The organism is Schumannella sp. 10F1B-5-1 (genome assembly GCF_006517535.1).
Classification (GTDB): Bacteria; Actinomycetota; Actinomycetes; order Actinomycetales; family Microbacteriaceae; genus Schumannella.
Map to the genome: position 1 here is coordinate 1 of NZ_VHQH01000233.1, position 258 is coordinate 258.

Consider the following 258-nt stretch of genomic DNA (forward strand, 5'->3'; position numbering starts at 1 on the left):
GGCAGCAGGTGCAGCGCGTACTTCTGGTCGCCGATCACGACGGTGTGGCCGGCGTTGTTGCCGCCGTTGAACTTGACGACGTAGTCGACGCGGTCGCCGAGCAGGTCGGTCGCCTTGCCCTTGCCTTCATCGCCCCACTGGGCGCCGACGAGCACGATCGCGGGCATAGCTCTTCTCCCTTGGTCAGACGGGGGATTACACCCCAGCCTATCGGGTCGGCCCGACCTCTTCCGAGGCGCCGCACTCTGGGAGGTGGGT

1 protein-coding gene is annotated in these 258 nt (G+C 67.1%); it reads right to left on the minus strand.

The genetic code is table 11. The features are described 5' to 3' along the window. Positions 1-167, minus strand: a 167-nt coding sequence (locus FJ658_RS15535; RefSeq protein WP_181408521.1) for an adenylosuccinate synthetase, incomplete at its 3' end; no start/stop codon positions are given. Positions 168-258 lie beyond the last annotated feature (91 nt).